This window comes from Pseudarthrobacter adonitolis (assembly GCF_055412845.1).
Map to the genome: position 1 here is coordinate 40,040 of NZ_JBVAYW010000011.1, position 20,074 is coordinate 60,113.

General features: G+C 64.8%; 16 protein-coding genes. 8 read left to right on the forward strand and 8 right to left on the reverse strand.

The window, feature by feature from the left end:
• Positions 1-96 precede the first annotated feature (96 nt).
• The 3 genes from mraZ to dinB all read right to left on the reverse strand — a co-directional run bounded on the left by mraZ (position 97) and on the right by dinB (position 2,789).
• Positions 97-525: a division/cell wall cluster transcriptional repressor MraZ gene (gene mraZ, locus ACZYZ4_RS12490; RefSeq protein WP_108599862.1), complete on the reverse strand. Its 429-nt coding sequence runs from the start codon at positions 523-525 to the stop codon at positions 97-99.
• A 467-nt stretch (positions 526-992) separates the two neighbouring features.
• On the reverse strand, positions 993-1,367 hold the full coding sequence (locus ACZYZ4_RS12495) for an SCO2097 family morphological protein (RefSeq protein WP_463861291.1): 375 nt from the start codon (positions 1,365-1,367) through the stop codon (positions 993-995).
• 264 nt (positions 1,368-1,631) lie between these two features.
• Entirely contained in the window at positions 1,632-2,789 is a 1,158-nt protein-coding gene (gene dinB, locus ACZYZ4_RS12500; RefSeq protein ID WP_463861376.1) for a DNA polymerase IV, read from the reverse strand.
• 149 nt (positions 2,790-2,938) lie between these two features.
• On the opposite strand from dinB, the gene ACZYZ4_RS12505 reads away from it, so the two are divergent.
• Together ACZYZ4_RS12505 and ACZYZ4_RS12510 are read left to right on the forward strand one after the other, a co-directional pair.
• Positions 2,939-3,457: a hypothetical protein gene (locus ACZYZ4_RS12505; RefSeq protein WP_463861293.1), complete on the forward strand. Its 519-nt coding sequence runs from the start codon at positions 2,939-2,941 to the stop codon at positions 3,455-3,457.
• Positions 3,454-4,548: a polyprenyl synthetase family protein gene (locus ACZYZ4_RS12510; RefSeq protein ID WP_463861295.1), complete on the forward strand. Its 1,095-nt coding sequence runs from the start codon at positions 3,454-3,456 to the stop codon at positions 4,546-4,548. The genes ACZYZ4_RS12505 and ACZYZ4_RS12510 overlap by 4 nt, the downstream gene beginning before the upstream one ends.
• Before the next feature lie 61 nt (positions 4,549-4,609).
• Here the strand turns inward: ACZYZ4_RS12510 and ACZYZ4_RS12515 are convergent, their stop codons facing one another.
• Entirely contained in the window at positions 4,610-4,963 is a 354-nt protein-coding gene (locus tag ACZYZ4_RS12515) for an Rv2175c family DNA-binding protein (RefSeq protein WP_058929391.1), read from the reverse strand.
• 240 nt (positions 4,964-5,203) lie between these two features.
• Here ACZYZ4_RS12515 and ACZYZ4_RS12520 point away from each other — a divergent pair, with 240 nt between their 5' ends.
• Entirely contained in the window at positions 5,204-6,577 is a 1,374-nt protein-coding gene (locus ACZYZ4_RS12520; protein ID WP_463861298.1) for a lytic transglycosylase, read from the forward strand.
• Between the two features lie 112 nt (positions 6,578-6,689).
• A complete protein-coding gene (pknB, locus tag ACZYZ4_RS12525; protein WP_463861300.1) occupies positions 6,690-8,780 on the forward strand; it encodes a Stk1 family PASTA domain-containing Ser/Thr kinase in 2,091 nt (696 codons plus the stop codon).
• 52 nt (positions 8,781-8,832) lie between these two features.
• Here pknB and ACZYZ4_RS12530 read toward each other — a convergent pair whose 3' ends face one another.
• Together ACZYZ4_RS12530 and ACZYZ4_RS12535 are read right to left on the reverse strand one after the other, a co-directional pair.
• Positions 8,833-10,224, reverse strand: a complete 1,392-nt coding sequence (locus ACZYZ4_RS12530; protein WP_463861301.1) for a class II 3-deoxy-7-phosphoheptulonate synthase — start codon at positions 10,222-10,224, stop codon at positions 8,833-8,835.
• Positions 10,225-10,295: 71 nt separating this feature from the next.
• On the reverse strand, positions 10,296-11,075 hold the full coding sequence (locus ACZYZ4_RS12535) for a lysophospholipid acyltransferase family protein (RefSeq protein ID WP_463861303.1): 780 nt from the start codon (positions 11,073-11,075) through the stop codon (positions 10,296-10,298).
• Positions 11,076-11,186: 111 nt separating this feature from the next.
• On the opposite strand from ACZYZ4_RS12535, the gene ACZYZ4_RS12540 reads away from it, so the two are divergent.
• From ACZYZ4_RS12540 to ACZYZ4_RS12550, 3 genes are read left to right on the forward strand one after another with little or no spacing between them, the layout of a single operon-like run.
• Entirely contained in the window at positions 11,187-12,008 is an 822-nt protein-coding gene (locus ACZYZ4_RS12540; protein ID WP_463861305.1) for an alpha/beta hydrolase, read from the forward strand.
• Positions 12,005-12,799 (forward strand): alpha/beta hydrolase, encoded by a 795-nt coding sequence (locus ACZYZ4_RS12545; RefSeq protein ID WP_463861307.1) that lies wholly within the window; start codon positions 12,005-12,007, stop codon positions 12,797-12,799. Before ACZYZ4_RS12540 ends, ACZYZ4_RS12545 begins: the two co-directional genes overlap by 4 nt.
• Entirely contained in the window at positions 12,792-13,484 is a 693-nt protein-coding gene (locus tag ACZYZ4_RS12550; RefSeq protein WP_463861308.1) for a hypothetical protein, read from the forward strand. The genes ACZYZ4_RS12545 and ACZYZ4_RS12550 overlap by 8 nt, the downstream gene beginning before the upstream one ends.
• 10 nt (positions 13,485-13,494) lie before the next feature.
• On the opposite strand, the gene ACZYZ4_RS12555 is transcribed toward ACZYZ4_RS12550, so the two are convergent.
• A complete protein-coding gene (locus tag ACZYZ4_RS12555) occupies positions 13,495-14,583 on the reverse strand; it encodes an ROK family glucokinase (protein ID WP_463861310.1) in 1,089 nt (362 codons plus the stop codon).
• Positions 14,584-14,761: 178 nt separating this feature from the next.
• Between ACZYZ4_RS12555 and ACZYZ4_RS12560 the strand changes: the two genes are divergently transcribed.
• A complete protein-coding gene (locus ACZYZ4_RS12560; protein WP_463861312.1) occupies positions 14,762-16,570 on the forward strand; it encodes an AMP-dependent synthetase/ligase in 1,809 nt (602 codons plus the stop codon).
• Between the two features lie 81 nt (positions 16,571-16,651).
• Here ACZYZ4_RS12560 and ACZYZ4_RS12565 read toward each other — a convergent pair whose 3' ends face one another.
• On the reverse strand, positions 16,652-20,053 hold the full coding sequence (locus ACZYZ4_RS12565) for a pyruvate carboxylase (protein WP_463861314.1): 3,402 nt from the start codon (positions 20,051-20,053) through the stop codon (positions 16,652-16,654).
• Positions 20,054-20,074 lie beyond the last annotated feature (21 nt).

Genomic DNA, 20,074 nt, shown 5'->3' on the forward strand with positions numbered 1-20,074 from the left:
TGCCGGCCTGGCTCCGGGGAAGTGAGCCAGGTTGACTGTCCGATGGGCGGCTGGAGATCTCGTCCAAGAAGCGGTTCCGACGGGCCGTTCAGGTGATCACAGAATCCCCGGAATGGCATCGTCGGTTTCGGAGAAGGCGGTTTCCTTCTCCGCGAGGTACTCGTTCCAGGCCTGGGCATCCCAGATCTCGGCGCGGGTTCCTGCGCCAATGACGGCCAGTTCCCTGCCGAGGCCTGCGTACTCCCGGAGCGCGGCCGGAATGGTTACGCGCCCCTGCTTGTCAGGTACCTCGTCCGAGGCTCCAGAGAGAAAGACGCGAATGTAGTCCCGGGCCTGCTTGGAGGAGATGGGCGCCTCCCGCATTTGCTCGTGGACACGTGCAAATTCCTGCTCACTGAAGACGTAGATGCAACGTTCCTGTCCCCTGGTGAGAACAAGTCCGCTGGCGAGCTCCTCACGGAACTTCGCGGGGAGGATAATTCGGCCCTTTTCGTCCAGACGTGGCGAGTGTGTGCCCAGAAACACTGGCCCACCGCCTGTCTGCCGTCAGGAACTGCACATCCCCTGTGTTGCAACTACCCTCTTATGTCCTCCACATTACTCCACTTTCCACCACAGTCAACGCGAATCAGGCCAATAATCCCCCCTTTCAGGCCTTCTCCCCCAAATGGCACGGGAGCAGGGGGTGGATGGAAGTGGAGGGTCCCGTCGCCGTTCGGCTCGAATCATAAGTGCCCGACGGCGGTGCCACGCGCCGTCGCGCTCTCATCTGACGCAGGCGGCGTATCCGCGGGCGCCGGGCGCCCCAACCAGGTGGCAGTAAGTGTCGGCTTGAGCTCAAACCGACACCTACTGCTACCTACCCATGGGTTAAACGCAGAAGACCCGCCGTGGCGGGTCTTCTGCTGCGGTCGTCCTGACCGAGGGGAGCGAATGGACGTGAAGGGCAGTGCGGGGCCTACGGCCGTGGAACCGGCCTTACAGGCGCTGCCTTAGGGTTCGTCGCGGCGACGCTCGTCCCAGCGCTCTTCCAAGCTGGACATAAATGAACTCCTGGGCTTCCCGGACTTACCTGTGCCAGGTGCGGAGCGCTGCTTGCCGCCGGTAGCGTTGCGCATTGTGGCGAAGTACACACCGCCGCCCATAACCACAAAGCCTAGGACACCAACGAAGATGTTCTGGACTGTAACGCCGACCAAGAGCAGGGCGATCCCCGCGAGGGTGCACAGCACACCAATCACGAGGTGACGGGTGGACCACGTTCGCCCAGGATCCGAACCCATGGAATTCGCGAATTTCGGATCGTCTTCGTGCAGCTGCTTCTCCAGCTGCTCCAGCAGCTTCTGTTCGTGCTCCGAGAGCGGCATCACGACCTCCTTAAGTAGGCCAACGTCCGGGCTGGTCCCATCCCGTACTACTGCTCCGATAACGACCGGCATGCCCTGGAGGTTCCCGCCCCGCCGACGATGGCGGAAAGCGAACACCGGCATGCGGGCCTTTGGAACTGCAGCATATCCAAGAAGTCCGGCAATAACTGAAAACTATGTACATATAAGGATAGTTTGTCGGGGGCCGTTCTGAAAGACGGCCATCACCTCCCTGAACCAGGCACGCCAGGTGCCGGCGCCCTGCTAAGACCCGTTTCCGGAATCCAGCAGACTGGCGGGGAGGACGGATTTATTCCCGAACTTTCGGCTGACCTCGTCCAGTGCCTGTTCTGCTGCCCGCCAGTTGTCATCCCGGCGGTCAAGGCTCAGCTGGAGGGACGTGTGGGCGGTGTCTTCGAGCTGCTCGGCCCGGATGCCAACAAGCCGCACTGTCATGGGTCGGCTACCCAATGATTCCAAGAGCTGGATGGCCACGGCATAAATCAGTTGGGCGCTGTCCACGGGGGTGTGGACAGTGCGGCTCCTGGTGATGGTGGAAAAATCGGCATAGCGGAGTTTCAATGCCACCGTTCTTGCCACCATCCCCGAACTCCGCAGCCGTCCCGCCGTCCGGTGGGAAAGCCGCAGCAGCTCCCGTGCGATCAGGGCGTCGTCGCCGGTATCCACGGCGAAGGTCTCTTCAGCCCCGATGCTCTTCTCAAGCCTCACGGGGGTCACCGGCCGCGGATCGAACCCCCACGACAGACGATAAACGTGCTCACCGGTGGCACCCAGCATTTTCTTAAGGGAGGACACCGGCGTGGCAGCCACGTCCGCCACGGTCCTGATGCCCATCCGGGCTAGAACGTCCGTGGTCTTGGCGCCTATCCCCCACAAAGCCCCGACGGGCAGACTGTGGAGATAGGGCACGGTCTCGTCGGGTCCAATCAGCAACAGCCCGTCAGGTTTGCAACGCGTGGAAGCAATTTTGGCTACGAACTTACTGGCTGCTATGCCCACGGAGGCTGTAATGCCCAATTTGGCAGCCACCCGGCGTCGGATCAGTTCACCTATGTCGCGCGGGGGTCCCAACCGGCGGATGGCGCCGCCGACGTCAAGGAAGGCTTCGTCGACACTCAGCGGCTCCACCAGATCGGTGATGGATTCGAAGATTTCCATCAGCTGGGCGGAAACCTCGTAGTACAGCTTGTGGCGCGGTTCAATGATGACTGCTTTGGGGCACATCCTGGCTGCGACCACCATGGGCATGGCGGACTTCACTCCGAAGGCACGGGCTTCATACGACGCCGAGAGGACCACTGAGCGGTCCACAGGAAATCCGACGATCACTGGTTTGCCACGGAGTTCCGGACGGGTACGAAGCTCCACGGAGACGAAGAATGCATCCATGTCCACGTGCATGATGCAGTTACGCCGGAGCTCACGAAGACCCGCTTCGGTGTACTGGTTGTTCCGCTCAGGCCCCACACCGGCAATTGTATCGGTTGGTACTGACTAAACTGGAGGCTGAATCCGGCATCAACACCAGGAGGACAGTCCCTTTGACCGTCATGAGAAGTCTTAAGCCAACAGGATTAGCGGCACTGGCCGCGGGCGCAATGCTGGCCCTCGCTGCCTGTAGCCCCGCAGAGCCCGTAGCGACATCATCCTCCTCAGTTACATCCTCACCAGCATCGGGCAGCGTCAGCATTACCGCCTCTGCCAGCCCGACTGCGTCGCCGGGAACTTCCGCCACTGTTGGGACAATCGTGGCAGGGTTCCCGGAAACGCTGCTCCCCCTGATGCCCGGCGCCACGGTGATTTCGAGCAGCTTTGACAAGACGTCAACGCCCGCCACGGCGGCACTCGTGGCCAGCACCAACGCCCCGACTGCCGCCGTCGTGGATTTCTACACAAAGCACCTGGAGGCGCAGGAATTCAAAGCCGTCCCCGGCGACGCTGTGGGCGCCGTTGCTTCCAAGGACTTCGTCCGGAACGACTCCGAGACGGTCAACATCGCCGCCGTCGAAGCGGCCGGTGTCTCCACGTTCACCATCGGCGCCAACGTGGCTGCTGAGTCAGCCAAGTGAGCGTTTCGGAGCAGTTGAGGATTGAGCAGACTGCGTTCGTTGCCGCTGTTGCCGGTGAGCTGACAGACTTCCTCACCACGCGGCAATCGCTCATGGCTGCCATTTCATCCGATATCGATCCCATCATGGGTTCCATTTCCAACCTGGTGACCGGCGGTAAAAGGCTCCGCGCCCTTATGTGTTACTGGGGGTGGCGCGGCGCAGGCGGCGAGCCGGCGGCAAAAGAAATCGTGACGGCGGGATCGGCCCTGGAGCTTTTCCAGGCAGCTGCCCTGATCCATGACGACATCATTGACCGCTCGGACACGCGGCGCGGCGGGCCCAGCGTGCATCGCCGCTTCAGCCAGCTGCACCACGCGCAAGGCTGGGCGCTGGACAGCGAGCGGTTTGGGCATGCAGCCGCGATTCTCACCGGGGATCTATGCCTCTCCTTCAGCGAGGAGGCCTTCACGGACATCGGCGAACAGGCGGCTGCGGGCAGCCGGGCACGGCTGATCTTCAACCTCATGCGTGCCGAGGTTATGGCGGGGCAGTATCTTGACATCCTGGAGGAAGTGGCCGGTCCTGTCCGGGACCGTGCCGGAGCGGTGACAAGGGCACAGTCCATCATCAGGTTCAAGTCCGCCAAATACTCCACTGAGCACCCGCTGGCGCTTGGCGGCGCCTTGGCGGGCGCTCCGGACGACTTGCTCCGGGGCTACTCGGCCTTCGCGCTGCCGCTGGGCGAGGCGTTCCAACTGCGGGACGACGTCCTGGGCGTCTTTGGGGACCCGGTCACTACGGGTAAGCCGGCAGGAGACGATCTCCGCGAAGGTAAGCGGACCGTACTCATCGCCCTCGCGCTGGGCCAGGCATCAACCGCAGAATCGGCATTTATCGACGCGAAGCTGGGCAGCCCTGACCTGGGTGACGACGACGTGGCCGAGATCCGCCGGATCATCGAAGAGTCGGGGGCACTTCAGGCGACGGAAGTGCTGATCAACGAATTCGGTGCCGCGGCGTATGACGCGCTGGAACAGCTGCCGCTGGACGAACTGCCCAAAACCGCCCTGCGGAAGCTGGCGGAAGTCACGGTCAGCCGCGCGTCCTGACATTGGCGCTGGTCTTTGCCACATCCGCGGGCCCGGCGTTGTCCGGGCCCTTTAGTTCTGCTTACCAGGCCAGGGTCTGGGCCCGGCGCCTAATTTCCGTCTTGCGGCCTTCCCGCAAGGCATCAATCGGCCGGCCGCGGAGCGACTCGTCGGGGGTAAACAGCCAGACGATCAGGTCCTCGTCGGAATAGCCGGCGTCCGCCAGGACCACAATGGTCCCCTTGAGGCTGTCGACAACCTGGCCGTCCAGGATAAACGCGGCTGGAACTGAGCGTATCCGCCGTTCCCCGACCCGTAGGGCCGCCAACGCGCGTTCATCAATAAGGCCGTGGACTCTCGTAATCGAAACGTCCAACAACTGCGCGACATCCGGCAGGGGCAGCCACTCGCCCACAAGGCTTTCTACGTTACTCACGGATCAAGGTTGCCACGGCCGGAGCCCTGCCGCCTAGTCGGCATCGGCCGCCATTGCCGTGAATCACGCGACACTCCACAAAACTCTTTATCCCGCGTGGGGCGGAATTCTTGTGCTACGCGAAAATTCGTGAGAGATTCACATGGATCACATTTGTAACAGCAATAACTTAAGTAACACTAGTATCAATAGTCACAAAGCATCTCCCGCCCCCGGCAGTTGAAGAAGAGGAATCCTTCCATGACGACGTCCCGCTCGCCAAAGCAGCCCCCCAGGCAGAGCCTGCCCATGATTGCTGTCACCACAGCGGCGCTTCCTGCGGTTGTTTTGTCGTCGTTGGCACTCGCCCAGCCTGCTGCCGCAGAGGCACCTTCCCGTGCAATCCCGGCAACCCTTGCCGCCGCGATGGAAGCCCAGGCAGCCGAAGCGAAGGCTGTCCTGATCCCGGCGGCCTCTGTCTCCTCCACTATTCCGGCTGCCTTCCAGCCCATGCAGCCGGCGGCGCCAGCGGAGTACGCCATCGCCCGGGGGGACACGATCAGCGGAATCGCCGGCAAATTCGGACTCGATACGTACGAAATCCTCAAGCTCAATAACCTCCAGCCGAACACCATCATTTACCCCGGCCAGAAGATCAAGCTGTCGGGCACGGGTTCCGCCCCCGCCCCAGCCCCGGCGCAGGCTGCCCCCGCCGCGGCCGCTCCGGCCAATGCCGGAAGCAGCTACACGGTAAAGGCCGGCGATACGCTCGGCGCCATCGCGGTCCGGCACAACGTCAGCCTGTCGGATGTTTTCAGTTGGAACGGCCTGAACATGCGCTCCATCATCTACCCGGGCCAGAAGATCAACGTCGGCGCGGGTGCTCCCGCAGCTCCGGCCGTCCAGCCGGCGTCCGCTCCCGCAGCGCCGGCTCCCGCTCCCGCTCCCGGCGGTTCATACACGATTAAGGCCGGGGACACCCTGTCAGCGATCGCCTCCAGGCACGGCGTGAAGCTCTCGAACATCCTGGCGGCAAACCAGCTGAGTATGACTACTGTCATCTACCCCGGCAACAAGCTGGTCATTCCTGGCGCCTCCATTCAGCCCGCGTCCTCCACCCCGGCCGCCCCGGCGGCCCCTGCCGCGCCGCTGGTACCGAGCTCCTTCCTGGGCTTTACCTACCCCGCGGCCGTTGTGAGCTCTGCCAACGGGAACAAGGCCTTGCTGAACGCCTCTCCCGTACCGTCCCGGGCTGAAATGCGCGCAATTGTGGCCGACACGGCCCGCCAAATGGGAGTGGAACCCTCCCTGGCCCTAGCCTTCGCGCATCAGGAGTCGGGCTTTGACCAGCGTGCGGTGTCGCCAGCCAACGCGATCGGTACCATGCAGGTCATCCCGTCCTCCGGGCAGTGGGCCTCAGACCTCGTAGGGCGGCAGTTGAACCTGCTGGACCCCTACGACAACGCAACGGCCGGCGCGGCGATCATCAAGCGGCTTATCGCCACCAGCAAGGACCTGGACACAGCAATTGCGGGGTACTACCAAGGCCAGTACTCTGTCAGCAAATACGGCATGTACGACGACACCAAGGCCTACGTAGCTGCCATCAAGGCGCACCGGAAGAACTTCGGCTAATCCAAGCGCAACAGTGCCCCGGGGCTTGCTGAACCAGGCCTAAGGGATAACGATAAGGGTCCGGACCGCACGTCGGTTCGGACCCTTTTCCATGCGGGATTAGTATCGTAGGGTGCAGGAACAAGTGTCAGACCGTCTCGTTGGAACGCTGGTGGACAACCGCTACGCCGTCCGCTCCAAACTCGCGCGCGGCGGCATGTCCACCGTATATCTGGCAACGGACCTCCGGCTGGAGCGCGATGTTGCCCTCAAGGTCCTCCACCCCCATCTCGCCACCGACGAGACGTTCCTGGACCGGCTGGGGCGCGAGGCGAAGGCCGCCGCGAAGCTGTCCCACGCCCACGTTGTGGGAGTCCTGGACCAGGGCAACGACGGCCAGACGGCCTATCTGGTGATGGAACACATCAAGGGCCACACCCTCCGGGACGTCATCAGATCCAAAGGTGCACTGCCTCCCCGCCTGGCACTTGCCCTGCTTGATCCGGTAGTGCAGGGCCTCGGCGCGGCCCACGCCGCGGGGCTGATCCACCGGGATGTGAAACCGGAGAACGTCCTTATCGCCGACGACGGCCGTATCAAGATCGGCGACTTCGGGCTTGCCCGCGCGGTAACGACGTCCACAAGTACCGGGACACTGATCGGTACCGTGGGTTACCTCTCCCCCGAGCTTGTGCTGGGAAAACAGGCTGACACCCGGAGTGATATCTATTCCGTGGGCATCATGCTCTACGAGATGTTGACCGGCCAGCAGCCGTACGACGGCGAGGTCCCCATCCAGGTTGCGTACAAGCACGTGAATGAAACGGTCGGTCCGCCGTCGGCCTTAGTGCCTGGCCTCGCCGCCGAGGTGGATGAACTCGTCCAGTGGTGCACAGCAAACGATCCCGAGAACCGTCCGGTAGACGGCAACGCCCTGCTGCAGGAACTGCGCCACATCCGGACCAACCTCACGGACGCCGAACTGGACCTGAGGCCGCCTGCCGCGGCCCCGGCAGGGCAGCAGAACCCCACCGAGATCATCGCCCGCACCAACAATCCCACCGCCGTGATGTCGTCCTTCTCCCGCCCGCAGCCACAGCACCCTCCGCGCGCTCCGCATGCCCTGTATCCGCCCGACGCCGACTACCGGCCAGGGGAACAGTACCGGCCGGAAGCGCCGTACAGACCGGAAACGCAGTACAGGCTAGATGATCAGGACGCCGTCCCGGCTGCGGTCCCCCTCAGCAAACGCGCCCGGCGCAAGCTCGACAGGGAGGACGAGAAGGCAAGGTCCCGGGCTGCGGCGACCCCGGTCCGGAGCCTGCGCGAGGGCAACCCGCGGCGCCGCGGCGTCCTCTGGGTGGTGGTCCTGGTCATCATCGCGTTGATTGCCACAGGAGCCGGCTGGTTCTTCGGCATGGGTCCCGGGTCGCCCGGCACCATTCCGGCGGTCGCCAACAAGTCAGTGGCCCAGGCCCAGCAGTTGCTGAGCGAGGCGGGGTTCCAGTCACGTACCAACGATGTCTTCGACGACGACGTTCCCTCCGGACTCGTGGTGGGCTCCGACCCAACTGCCGGCACCGAGACCAGGAAGTTCCAGCCGGTGTCCCTGTTTGTTTCCAAGGGCCCGCAACTCTTTGAACTCCCGAAACTGACCGGCGGGACGCTGGACGACGCGAAAAACGCACTGAACCGGGCCGACATGGCGCTGGGTACCGTCACTGAACAATTTGATGACGCCGTTGCCGCCGGCGTTGTGCTCTCCCAGGATCCGGCCGCCGCGGCTCCCGCGCGTCGCGGCACACCGGTGAATCTTCTGGTCTCCAAGGGGCCGCAGCCGATCCCCGTTCCGTCAGTCGTCGGACTGAAGGAGGACGCCGCCGTCGACGCCATTGAGGCGGCCGGCCTCAAGGCTGAGGTGGCGCCGCAAGAGGTGAACGACAGGAACGTGCCCAAGGGCGCGGTTGCCGCGCAGTCGCCCGCGACCGGCACCCTGACAAAGGGCGGCACGGTGACGCTGACCATTTCCGACGGACCCAAGCTCGTGGAAGTCCCCAGCTTCATCGGTAAGCAAGCCAAAGAAGCCGAAGAAGCTCTGCGCGCGCTGGGCTTCGAGGTACGGGTGAACAATATCCTCGGCGGCTTCTTCGGCACGGTACGGGATCAGGACCCGGTGAAGAAGAAAGTGCCTGAAGGCTCCGTCGTGACCCTCACGGTGGTGTAGCCGGCCGCCAGCCCGCTGCACCACCGCGGAGGATGGACTCCCCGCCAAGCGGTCAGTGCTTGGCCAGTGCTCCGGCCACCAGGAACGCCATTTCGAGGGACTGCATGTGGTTCAGTCGCGGATCGCAGACCGACTCGTACTTGTCGAGGAAGGCTTCCTGGTCTACCGGATCGGCACCGCCCAGGCATTCGGCGACGTCGTCACCGGTCATCTCCACGTGGAGTCCACCGGGAACCGTGCCCAGGGCATGGTGGACTTCGAAGAATCCGCGCACTTCGTCAATGACGTCGTCGAAGTTGCGGGTCTTGTAGCCGTTGGGCGAGGTGACGGTGTTGCCGTGCATCGGATCGGTGACCCAGAGTACCTTGGCGCCGGAGGCAGTCACCTTCTCCACAATGGCCGGAAGCTTCTCGCGGATGTTGCCCGCGCCCATGCGCGTGATGAATGTCAGCCTGCCCGGCTCCCGCTCGGGGTCCAGCTTGTCGATAAGGCGCAGGGCGTCGTCGCCCGTCGTCGACGGGCCCAGCTTCACGCCAATGGGGTTCCGGACGCGTGAGAGGAAGTTAACGTGCGCGTGGTCAAGTTCGCGCGTACGCTCCCCGATCCACAGGAAATGCGCTGAGGTGTCATACGGGAATCCGGTCCGCGAATCGATGCGGGTCAGTGCGCGCTCGTAGTCCAGCAGCAGGGCCTCGTGGCTGGCGAAGAATTCCACCCGCTTGAGTGCCTCGAAATCAGCGCCGCAGGACGCCATGAACTTGATGGCGCGGTCGATGTCACGGGCCAGCGACTCGTAACGGGCGTGCGCCGGGTTTTCGGTGAAGCCCTTGTTCCAGTGGTGCACCAGGCGCAGATCGGCAAAGCCGCCCTGCGTGAAGGCCCTGATGAGGTTCAGCGTGGAGGCGGACGTGTGGTATGCCTTGAGCATCCGGGCGGCGTCATGGCCACGGGACTCGGGGGTGAACTCATAGCCGTTGACGATGTCGCCGCGGTACGCCGGCAGGGTCACGCCGTCGCGGGTCTCGTCATTGGAGGAGCGGGGCTTGGCAAACTGGCCGGCCATCCGGCCCATCTTGATGACCGGCATCGCTGCACCGTAGGTGAGCACCACTGCCATCTGGAGGATGGTCTTGACCCGTGCGCTGATCTTATCCGCCGTTGCGGCTTCGAAGGTCTCAGCGCAGTCGCCACCCTGAAGCAGGAAAGCTCTGCCCTCCGCTGCAGCCGCCAGCCGTTCACGGAGAATGTCCACCTCGCCGGCGAAAACCAGCGGCGGGAGCACGGAAAGTTCCCCGACAGATGCGTCGAAAACGTCCTTGTCCTGCCAGCTGGGCTGCTGGGAAACGGGAAGATCACGCCAATCATCAAGGCCAGGATAATTGGCTGCTCCGCTCTGGGCGGTGCTGGACAGCGAAAAGGCAGGTTTTGCAGATAGCTCAGTCACTATCTAAGACTAATGTGCGTGGCTGGCTTCAGGACACCTGACCGTCACGCGTAGCGAGAGCGGCGTCACAGTCAGCCGGCTGCCGGGTCCTTGCCCTCGATATCAGTGCCCTCAGCACCGCCGTCTGTTTCGGCGCGTTTCGCGGAGGCACCGCCAGCCTCGGTTGCCGCTGCTCCCGCAAGGCGGAGCTTCACCACGGCAGCGTACTCGTCCACGTACTCCTGGCCGGAGAGCCGCATCAGCTCGAACATGATCTCGTCGGTGACCTTGCGCTGCACCAGCCGGTCTTCCGCCTGGTCTGCGTACTGGCTGAAATCCAGCGGAGCACCGAAAATCATGCCGATCCGCCGGATACTCGGCATCCGTTTGCCGATGGGCTGAACCTTGTCCGTGCCGATCATTGCCACGGGAATCACGGGCACACCAGCCTTCAGGGCCAGCCTGGCGACGCCCACCTTTCCCCGGTACAGGCGTGCGTCGGGGCTGCGGGTCCCTTCAGGGTAGATGCCCAGCAGTCCACCGCCGGTCAGGACATCCATGCCGGCGTTGAGCGATACGGCCGACGCCGCGCCGCCGGACCTGTCCATGGGCAGCTGGTTGGTGAGCCTGAAGAACAGGGCCGTCAGCCTGCCTTTGATGCCTGTGCCGGTGAAGTACTCGGACTTGGCCAGGAAAACAACCGGCCTGCGAACCAACAGCGGCATAAAGATGGAGTCGGAGAAAGACAGGTGGTTCGAGGCGATAATGGCCGCCCCCTGCGCCGGAACATTGTCCAGGCCCTTGACCCAGGGGCGGAAAAGAAGCCGCAACACCGGCCCCAGGAAGATTCTCTTCATGACCCAATAGAACACGTGACGAACCTCTCCGGAAGCCGGCCGGCCGGCCCTTCGTCGGGCCGGGCGGGCACTCCAGTGCAACCCTACTCTAGTGAGATTTGTCCCGAACAATGACACGATGGTGTTATGACAGAAAGCAGCATCGCGCCCCGGCCTGCCGCTTTCAGCTACCCCGGACACGGACCCAATGCCACCACCGGGATTGCCATCTGCCATGGCTTCACGGGTAGCCCGCTCAGCGTCATGCCCTGGGCAGCGGAGCTCGCCGCCCAGGGGTTCGCGGTGTCGGTTCCGCTCCTGCCCGGCCACGGGACGGATTGGCGGCAACTCGCGCGCTCAAACTGGCGTGACTGGTACGGGACTTTCGAATCGGCGTACCTGGAGCTGAACGCCCGGACGGAGCAGTGTTTTGTGGCCGGCCTCTCGATGGGCGGCGCCATCGCGTTGCTGACGGCCGCCAGGCATCCAGTAGCTGGCGTCTCTTTGGTGAATCCCGGCCTCAGCTTCTATGACCGCCGCATGCGTGTCATCGGAGTGCTCAAGTATTTCCAGCGCACGACGTTGCCCATCCAGGAGGAACAGCCCACGGCGGGAGTCACCAATGACGGCGACTACTCGCGGACTCCGTTGGCCGCCGTACACGAGCTCAAGAAGCTTTTCGGCACAGCCACCCGCGGGCTGCACCAGGTCACCGCCCCGGTGCAGGTCTTCAAGTCCCAATCGGACGTCGTGGTGCCGGCCACCTCACTCCTGACGTTGCGGCAGCGCTTGGGCCCACGGCTGGTGGAAGTTGTGGACCTGCACAACAGCGGTCATGTGGCCACCCTGGATGTTGATGCGCCCGAGATTTTTGCCCGTTCCAGCGCATTCTTCCTTGCCCATACACCCAGCCCTGAACCGTCAGCCCGAACCGCGGCCACACCACACACCACCTCGGAGACTTCATGACCGGCCTACCGGACCACAGCCCTTTCAGCAGTCCCGTCAACGGCGACGGAGCCCGGATCGGAGTGGTCCTCTCACACGGATTCACGGGCAGTCCGCACGGGCTGCGCGCGTGGGCCCAGTCGCTCGCCGACGCCGGCTTCGCCGTACGCATGCCGCTGCTGCCCGGGCACGGCACCAGCTGGCAGGACCTTGCGCGCACGCGCTGGTCGCAGTGGCACAGCGCCCTGGACGACGCATACCTGGATCTGGACTCCCACTGCGACCACGTCTTCGTCGCCGGGCTGAGCATGGGCGGTGCCCTGGCCCTGAGAATTGCCGCCACCAGGCCCGTAGCCGGGGTGATCGTGGTGAACCCCGGCCTCGTCATCGACGATCCCCGCGCGCCCTTGGCCGGCATCCTGAAACTGATCCTGAAGAGCACCCCGGCCATTGCCAACGACATCCTCAAGCCTGGGATGGACGAGGGCGCCTACCCGCGAACGCCCGTGGCCGCGGCCCATGAGCTGAACAAGATGTTCAAGAACACCATCCGGTTACTCCCCCGCATCACCGCGCCCGTACGCGTCTTCCGGTCCACCGTGGACCATGTGGTCTCGGACACGAGTCTGGCAGCGCTGCGCCGCGGCCTGACCAACGCACCGTTGACACTGACCACACTCGAGAACAGCTACCACGTGGCAACACTTGATAACGACGCCGAGGAGATCTTCCGAGGGTCCGCCGACTTCATCCGGGCGGTGGTTGCCGGCACGGCAGCAGTCCAGGTCCAGGAGGGTACCGCCCATGAATAGGCCCGACTCCGGCTCACCGGACCAGAGCGCAAACCAGGACGATGCCGTGTGGCTGGACCTGGTGGCCCGGCTCGAAGAAAAGCCCGGAGCCCATACCGGCACAACGGACCCGGGCAGTGCCACCTCCCCCGGTCCGGACGCCCCGGGCCAGGACGCCGCTGGCGAGGACGTCACGGGCAGCAACCTGCAAGGTCCTGGCGCCAAAACTCCTGATCCCGCGGGCCCGGACGCCATGGCCGGGTCCGGCAGGTCGGCGACGTTCCGCGACTTTGATCCGCTGGGTCTGGCGGGAACAGCCCCCACCGAACTGTCCGCAGCCGAACGGCAGGCCGCGACGCCGGGCACCGTCGACGGCGGGCAGGCCGACGCCGACGAGGGGACCGGCGGTTACGGCCAGGGCGGTGCCGCCGCCTTCGGCCCGCGTGACTATGCCGTGGAGGACGACGCCGGGGACTTCGTTCCCGAAGAGCCGCCAAGCCTTGCCGGGACGGATCCCCTGACCATGCTTGCCTGGCTCGGCGCAATTGGTGCGCCCGTCGCCTTGCTTCTGGCCGTTATGTTCTGGCGGTCAGCGCCGCTGTTGGCGATAGTGGGCATGGTGGCAGCGTTCATCCTTGCCGTGGTTTACCTGATCATGAAGCTGCCCCAGGAAAAAGACGAGAACGACGACGGCGCCCGCGTCTGAGGTGCGTCCGTCACCGCATGCGGCTGCTGACGCGGGACAGATCGGCCGCCCCGATGAGCCCCGCGTTTGGTCCGAGCGCTGCCAGCTCGATGCCGGCCGCCGGACGGAAGCCCCGGCCGGTAAGGTTCCGGGCGAACGCCTTGCGGGCGGGCTCCACCAGCAGGTCCCCTGCCGAACATAGTCCCCCGCCTATCACAAACAGCCCCGGATCCAAAGATGCCGCCAGGTTCGCCAATCCCAGGCCCAGCCATTCGCCCACTTCATCCAGGAGTTCGCGGCAGGCCGCGTCACCGGCGAGTGCCAGTTCGGTAACAATCGCCCCGGTGATCTGCTCCGCGTCACCGCCGACGGTGGCCAGCAGTTCCTGGGCAACCGGGGAATTGGCGCGCGCCAGAATCCTCGCTTCCCGGCCCAGGGCGTTGCCCGAGGCGTACTGCTCCCAGCAGCCCCGGTTGCCGCACTCGCAACGCTGCCCGCCGGGCATGATGATCTGGTGGCCGAATTCACCGGCTACACCAAACCGGCCGCGCTCCACCCGCCCGTCCATCACCATGGCACCGCCGATGCCGGTACCGAGGGTGATACACACCAGTCTGTCCTCGCCCTGCCCCGCACCAAAGCGCCATTCCGCCCAGGCCGCGGCGTCGGCGTCGTTCGTCAGCAGCACAGGCCGGCGCAGCAGGCGCTGCAGGTTTTCCCGCAACGGCTCGTTGCGCCAGGCGAGGTGCGGACTGAAAAGCACGGTTCCGCCGTCCAGATCCATCCAACCGGCCGCACCGATGCCTACTGACCAAACCCTGTGGCCGGCTCCGAGTTCGTCCACGAGCTCTACAATGACCTGCTCTACCGCTCGCGGGTCGCTGCCGGGGGTGGACCGCCGGGCCTCGCTCAGGATCCTTCCGTCGGCGTCCACCACGCCGGCGGCGACCTTTGTGCCGCCGATATCGATGCCGATTGCCAGCCCCTTGCGCCCGAGCCGCAGGTGCTCGCGGAACGTTTCCACCTGCCTGGGCCGGGCCCGCAAGGCCAGCGGCCGCCGCCGCCAGGGGGCCGGACGTCGGAGCGGAGCGGCTTGCTCGCCGGGGGGCGTTACGTACATAGTGCTTCATTCTAGGGCGCGCCGGGCGGGCAGCGCCGGAGACCGGGCCCATGGCCTCCCCACTCCTCTTTGACTCATATGTTACTGGCCAGTAGGTTTGTTTCTGCACGGCCAAGTTGCAGGCGTATTAGTCTTTAGGCATACCCTGTGCGGGTCTATGGATATCAAAGGAGCTATAGTGCGCGAATTCAGTGTTCCGCCCCTGGTTGTTGTCCCACCGGAAACCAACATCACCGATCTTGTGCTTCGGCAGGCAGCCAAGCCCAGCAACCCGGTGCTCTTCTCGCGGCTGGACTCCGCAGGCGCCTGGCGGGACGTCTCCGCCACAGACTTCCTGGCGGACGTCTCAGCCCTTGCGAAAGGACTGATGGCCAGCGGCGTGGGAGCCGGCGACCGGGTGGGCATTATGTCCCGCACACGCTACGAGTGGGCCCTCATCGACTTCGCCATCTGGTTCGCCGGCGCCGTCTCAGTGCCCATCTACGAGACCTCATCGCCGTCGCAGGTTGCCTGGAACCTCGGCGATTCCGGGGCGGTGGCCGCGTTCGGCGAAGCCGCACACCACGAGGACATCATCCGGCAGGCTGCCACCTCGGAAGGCCTCACCGCCCTCCAGCATGTCTGGCAGCTCGAAGGCGGCGGACTGGACGCCGTCCGTGAGGCCGGACGGGACGTCAGCGACGCCGACCTTGAGGCCCGCCGCAGTTCAGCAAACCTCAGCGACATCGCCACGATCATCTACACCTCCGGCACCACGGGCAGGCCCAAGGGCTGCGAGCTGACGCACGGAAACTTTGTTGAACTCTCCGAGAACGCCCTCGGGATCATCGGCGAGATCGTCCATGAGCACGCCAAGACCATTATGTTCTTGCCCTTGGCACACGTTTTTGCGCGCTTTATCTCCGTCCTGGCGATGGCCGCCGGAACCACCGTCGCCCACACGCCGGACATCAAGAATCTCCTCGCGGACCTGCAGAGCTACGAACCCACCTTCATCCTCGCCGTTCCCCGCGTGTTCGAAAAGGTGTACAACTCGGCCCTGACCAAAGCGGAGGACGGCGGCAAGGGAGCGATCTTCCACAAGGCCGCTGACACCGCCATCGCCTTCTCCAAGGCACGGCAGGAAGGACATGTGGGCCTGGGCCTGAAGCTACGGCACGCCCTCTTCGACAAGCTGGTGTACAGCAAACTGCGGGCTGCCATGGGCGGCCACGTTGCCCACGCAGTATCGGGTGGCGGCCCGCTGGGAGAACGCCTGGGCCACTTCTTCCAGGGCATCGGCCTGCAGGTTCTTGAGGGCTACGGACTCACCGAGACCACCGCGCCCATCTCGGTGAACACCCCGGCCCTGATCAAGATCGGGTCCGTAGGCAAACCCCTGCCCGGAAACTCCGTCAAGATAGCCGACGACGGCGAGATCCTCGCCAAGGGCGTCTGCGTGATGCGCGGCTACTACAAGCGCGAGGACCTCATGGCGGACACGTTTGCCGACGGCTGGTTCCGGACCGGTGACATCGGCAGGCTTGATGAGAGCGGCTTCGTGTGGATCACGGGCCGCAAGAAGGAAATCATCGTCACTGCCGGCGGCAAGAATGTCATCCCGGCCCTGCTCGAGGACCAGATCCGGGCCGATGCCCTGGTCTCCCAGGTCCTGGTGGTGGGCGACAACAGGCCTTTCATCGGCGCCCTGGTGACCCTTGACCAGGAGGCGCTCCCGGGCTGGCTGCAGCGCCACGGGCTGCCAGCCACGACCTCGATGGAGGAGGCCGTGGACAATCCCGTTGTCAAAGCGGCCGTGCAGGATCTCATCACGCGTGCGAACGCCTCGGTGTCGCAGGCGGAGGCCATCAAGTCATTCCGGATGGTCGCTTCCGACTTCACGGAAGCGTCCGGCCACCTGACACCGTCCATGAAGGTGAAGCGGGCCCAGGTGATGAAGGACTTCGAGACAGTCATCGAGGAAATGTACGGCGCGCCGCGCGGCTAAGCGGCAACCCAAAACGAAGGGCCCTCCCGGCGGAAGTAGACTTCCAAGCCGGGAGGGCCCTTCCTTTTATGTCTGGACTGCTTAGCCCTGCTCTACGACCAGGAGGAGATCCCCGCCCTGGACCTGCTCCACCGCTGAAATGGCGAGCCGCGAAACCTTGCCTGCCACCGGCGTCGTAATGGAGGCCTCCATCTTCATCGCTTCGATGGTGGCCACCGTGTCACCAGCGTTGACCGTGTCGCCGGCCGTGACGGTCACGGTGACGGCCCCGGCGAACGGCGCGGCAACGTGGCCGGGCTGGGCCAGGTCTGCCTTCTCGGCGGCCTTGACGTTGCTCACCACGGAGCGGTCACGGACCACAACGGGGCGGGACTGGCCGTTCAGGGTGCACATCACCGTGCGCATGCCCTTTTCATCGGGCTCGGAAACGGCCTCCAGCGAGGCGATCAGGCGTACACCCTTCTCCAGCTGGATCTCGTGCTCCGCACCACGCTGAAGGCCGTAAAGGTAATCGCGGGTGTCGAGGACAGAAATGTTGCCGTACATCTCCACGCTCTTGAGGTATTCCTTGGTGGGACCCTCGAAGAGCAGGCGGTTCAGCGTGCTCTGGCGGGTCTTGGAATCACCCTTGAGCGCGGCGCTGTCCTCGGGGCTGAGGTCAACGTCGCGGACCTTGATGCTGCGGCCCTGGAGCGCATTGGTGCGGAAGGGTTCCGGCCATCCTCCGGGCGGGTCGCCGAGTTCGCCGGACAGGAACCCAATGACGGAGTCGGGGATATCGTAGTTCTGCGGGTTTTCGTTGAAGTCCGACGGATCTGCGTTCAGACCCACGAGGTGCAGGGCGAGATCGCCCACCACCTTGGAGGACGGAGTGACCTTCACCAGGCGGCCCAGGATACGGTCCGCCGCGGTGTACATGTCCTCGATCGCCTCGAAGCGCTCCCCCAGGCCCAGCGCCATGGCCTGCTGGCGCAGGTTGGACAGCTGGCCACCCGGGATTTCGTGCTGGTAAACACGGCCGGTGGGGCCTGGAAGGCCTGATTCGAACGGCGCGTAGACGCGGCGCACCGCTTCCCAGTACGGCTCAAGGGAGCTGACTGCGTCAAGGCTCAAGCCGGTGTCCCGCGGGGTGTGCGCCAGCGCCGCCACAAGGGCGGAGGCGGACGGCTGGCTGGTGGTCCCGGCCAGCGAGGCGGATGCAACATCAACAGCGTCCACGCCGGCGTCAACTGCCGCCAGCAGGGTGGCCAACTGGCCGCCTGCCGTGTCATGGGTGTGGAGGTGGACCGGGAGGTCGAAGCGTTCGCGCAGTGCGGCCACCAGCTTGGCGGCCGCTGCCGGGCGGAGCAGCCCGGCCATGTCCTTGATGGCCAGGATGTGGGCGCCTGCGTCCACAATCCGCTGTGCCAGTTCCAGGTAGTAGTCCAGCGTGTACAGCTTCTCGTCCGGGTTCAACATGTCGCCGGTGTAGCACAGGGCTACTTCGGCTAAAGCTGTGCCGGTGGCCCGGACAGCGCGGATGGCGGGAGCCATCTGGTTCACGTCGTTCAGGGCATCGAAGATGCGGAAAATGTCGATACCGGTGGCGGCGGCCTCATTGACGAAAGCCACCGTCACCTCTTCCGGGTACGGCGTGTAGCCCACCGTGTTCCGGCCGCGCAGCAGCATCTGCAGGCAGACATTGGGCAGGGCCTTCCGCAGGGCGGCCAGGCGGTCCCAGGGGTCCTCGCCGAGGAAGCGCAGTGCCACATCGTAGGTGGCGCCGCCCCAGGCCTCAACGGACAGGAGTTCCGGCAGGAGGGCTGTGACCGCGGGACCAGCGGCCACGAGGTCGCGGGTGCGCACGCGTGTGGCCAGCAGGGACTGATGGGCGTCGCGGAAGGTGGTGTCGGTGACGGCCACGGCGGTCTGCTCACGCAGGGCCTTGGCGAAGCCTTCGGGGCCAAGCTCCAGGAGGCGCTGGCGCGATCCCGGTGCTGCCTGCCGATCCCCAACGGCGGGGAGCTTGGCGGCCGGATCCGAGTGCACTTTCAGCTCGCCGTTGGGCTTGTTGACTGTGACCTCGGCCAGCCAGGTCAGGAGCTTGGTGCCGCGGTCGGCGGAGACCCGGGCCTTCAGCAGCTGGGGACGCTCGTCAATGAAGTTCGTGGCGACGTTGCCGGCAATGAAGTCGGCATCGTCGAGCACGGCTTGGAGGAAGGAAATGTTGGTGGACACGCCACGGATGCGGAACTCCGCGAGGGCCCGGCGGGCACGGGCCACGGCGGCCGGGTAGTCGCGGCCGCGGCAGCTCAGCTTCACCAGCAGGGAGTCGAAGTGCGGGCTGATTTCGGCACCCGAGTATACGGTGCCGCCGTCGAGCCTTACACCGGCGCCGCCGGCGGAGCGGTAGCCGGTGATCTTCCCGACGTCGGGCCGGAACCCGTTGGCCGGGTCCTCGGTGGTGATGCGGCACTGCAGCGCTGCGCCCTTGAGCTGGACCGTCTCTTGGGAGAGGCCGAGGTCCGCGAGGGTCTCGCCGGAAGCGATCCGAAGCTGTGCCTGTACCAGGTCAACGTCCGTCACTTCCTCAGTGACGGTGTGTTCGACCTGGATGCGGGGGTTCATTTCGATGAAGACGTGCTGTCCGGCGCGTTCGCCGACAGTGTCCACCAGGAACTCCACGGTTCCGGCGTTGACGTAGTTCAGGGCCTTGGCGAACTTCACCGCGTCACGGTAAAGGGCCTGGCGGATGCCTTCGTCCAGGTTGGGCGCGGGAGCGATCTCAATGACCTTCTGGTGACGGCGCTGGATGGAGCAGTCGCGTTCGAAGAGGTGGATGACGTTACCCTCGGCGTCGGCCAGGATCTGCACCTCGATGTGGCGCGGGCGGAGCACTGCCTGCTCCAGGAACATGGTGGGATCACCGAATGCCGCATCGGCTTCGCGCATGGCGGCCTGCAACGCCTCAGGAAGGGCTTCCCTCGTGTCGACGCGGCGCATGCCACGTCCGCCGCCGCCGGCGACGGCCTTGGCGAAAATGGGGAAACCGATCTCGTCGGCGGCAGCGATCAGCTCATCCATGTCCTTCGAGGGTTCACTCGATTTCAGGACCGGTACACCGGCCTTACTGGCAGCCTTCAGCGCTGCAACTTTGTTGCCGGCCAGCTCAAGCACCTCAGCCGGCGGCCCAACAAAGGTGATGCCCGCTTCCTGTGCTGCGCGGGCGAGGTCCGGGTTTTCCGAAAGGAAGCCGTAGCCAGGGTAGATGGCGTCGGCGCCGGACTCCTTGGCGACGCGGACCACTTCGGCAACATCGAGGTAGGCCCGGACGGGATGCCCCACTTCGCCGATCAGATATGCCTCATCGGCCTTCTGGCGGTGGATCGAGTTTCGGTCCTCATTGGGGAAGACAGCAACGGTCTTGGCGCCCAGCTCGTAGCCGGCACGGAAGGCCCTGATCGCGATTTCGCCGCGGTTGGCCACCAGAATCTTGGAAAACATAATTCTCCTGCATCATTGCGG